The organism is Syntrophomonas sp. UBA5494 (assembly GCF_002426325.1).
Map to the genome: position 1 here is coordinate 24,712 of NZ_DIPG01000009.1, position 1,765 is coordinate 26,476.

Sequence of the window (1,765 nt, forward strand, 5' to 3'; positions counted from 1 at the left end):
TGAGGTAAGCGGTAGAAAACGTAATCGGCGTCATCGTTATCAATCATATGTGCAGATAATTGAAGAAGGCACTGATTATAATATAGTTTGGCCTTATCTTGAAAATCACGTGGGATTGACAAAACACGATCAAGTGGTTATATTTATTTATAATTCAAAATTCAAAGGCATTGACGGAGAGAGTACGTTCCAGCTGAACGTTGCAGCGAGCCGGGGAGGGTGCAAGCCCGGCACCAGTAGTCTGGACCCGAAAATCACTCCTGAGCTGCGGACCGAACGAGTAATCCAGTAGGCTCCGACGGGTTTCCCCCGTCACCGGGAACGCATATGATGGTATGTCGTATTAATGGGTGGTATAGCGAATGTCTTTTAAGGCTTTCGTCCCTTTACGGGACGAAAGCCTTTTTTACTTTAATAGCATTGCCATATTTATGGCATTAAGATGCTCGTGGAAAGTCGCGCGCCCCACGATTTTTAGTATTTTGCACTCTTCTATGCAAATACACTCAAAATCCTTGGAAGGACCAAAGTACTTTGAAGGCATCTCTTGGGAGCCTGCTCCTTAGCGATGCGGCCTGCCCCGTGCGGGGTATAATAGGTGCGCTGAGGGAAAAGATTCGGCGCCTATCTGGTAGTTTAGCCATCACAATGACTGGAGGGAACAGCAATGGCAACCAATGACATGGTAGAAATTCGCTGGCACGGCCGGGGCGGGCAGGGAGCCAAGATGGCCTGCCTGCTCTTGGCGGATGTGGCCGGTTTAGAAGGAAAATTTGTGCAGGGATTCCCGGAATATGGGCCGGAACGTATGGGAGCGCCTATAACCGCTTATAACCGTATCAGCGAAAAACGCTGTACTATCCATTCCAACATTTACTATCCGGACTATGTGGTTGTGGTGGATGAAAGTCTGCTGGAAAGCGTCGATGTTACCGGAGGACTGAAAGAGGACGGCGCGATAATCATCAATACTTCCAGCTGTCCCCAGGAGATGCGCCCGAAGCTGCGGGGATGGAACGGAAAGGTCTGCACCATAGATGCCCGCCGCATTTCGGAAGAGATCCTGGGAGCAAATTTTCCCAATACCCCTATGCTGGCTGCCGCAGTCAAGGTGAGCGGCGTTTTGGAGATGGAGAGTTTCTTAACGAATATGGAAGAATCTTTTAAACATAAATTTGCTGCCAAGCCCCAGGTTGTCGAGGGTAACATGGCAACACTGAAAAAATCCATGGACGAGGTGCAGGTAGGATGATTCATGCGAAGGATATCAACGAACACACCCCCTGGCAGGATCTGACCCCCGGTGGGGAGATCTACGAACCGGGAACCGCACGGGCCTTCGATACTGGTACCTGGAGGACCAACACACCCGTATTTATCGTGGAAGCATGCAAACACTGCATGCTTTGTGTCCCATTTTGCCCGGACAGCGCTATTCCGGTAAAGGACGGGAAGCGTCTGGACTTCGATTATATGCACTGCAAGGGCTGCGGAATTTGTGTGGAAGTCTGTCCCTTTCCGGCGATTAAAATGGTATCTGGAGGTGCAGCCAGATGAGCAACCGTCTTTCCGGCAACGAGGCTGTAGCTTATGCCATGAAGCAGGTAAATCCTGATGTCATGGGAGCGTTCCCCATCACCCCCTCCACAGAGATTCCCGAATACTTCGCCGATTATGTGGCTAATGGCGAGGTAAATACCGAGTACGTAGCCGTGGAGTCTGAGCACAGTTCAATGTCGGTGTGCATTGCGGCGCAGGCTGCCGG

Annotated in this window: 3 protein-coding genes and 1 pseudogene; all 4 read left to right on the forward strand. The window is 50.6% G+C overall.

Annotated features, from left to right (window positions below; genetic code table 11):
• On the forward strand, window positions 1–292 hold a 292-nt coding region (locus B3W37_RS01085; protein ID WP_483174527.1), incomplete at its 5' end, for a hypothetical protein.
• A gap of 375 nt (window positions 293–667) precedes the next feature.
• Window positions 668–1,252 carry a 2-oxoacid:acceptor oxidoreductase family protein gene (locus B3W37_RS01090; protein ID WP_483171837.1) on the forward strand — a complete coding sequence of 195 codons (585 nt, stop codon included), beginning with the start codon at window positions 668–670 and terminating at the stop codon, window positions 1,250–1,252.
• Window positions 1,249–1,557, forward strand: coding sequence for a 4Fe-4S binding protein (locus B3W37_RS01095; protein WP_483174529.1), 309 nt, complete (start codon window positions 1,249–1,251; stop codon window positions 1,555–1,557). The genes B3W37_RS01090 and B3W37_RS01095 overlap by 4 nt, the downstream gene beginning before the upstream one ends.
• A pseudogene (gene porA / locus B3W37_RS01100) lies at window positions 1,554–1,765 on the forward strand (pyruvate ferredoxin oxidoreductase); the annotation flags it as partial. The gene B3W37_RS01095 and the pseudogene porA, both read left to right, overlap by 4 nt.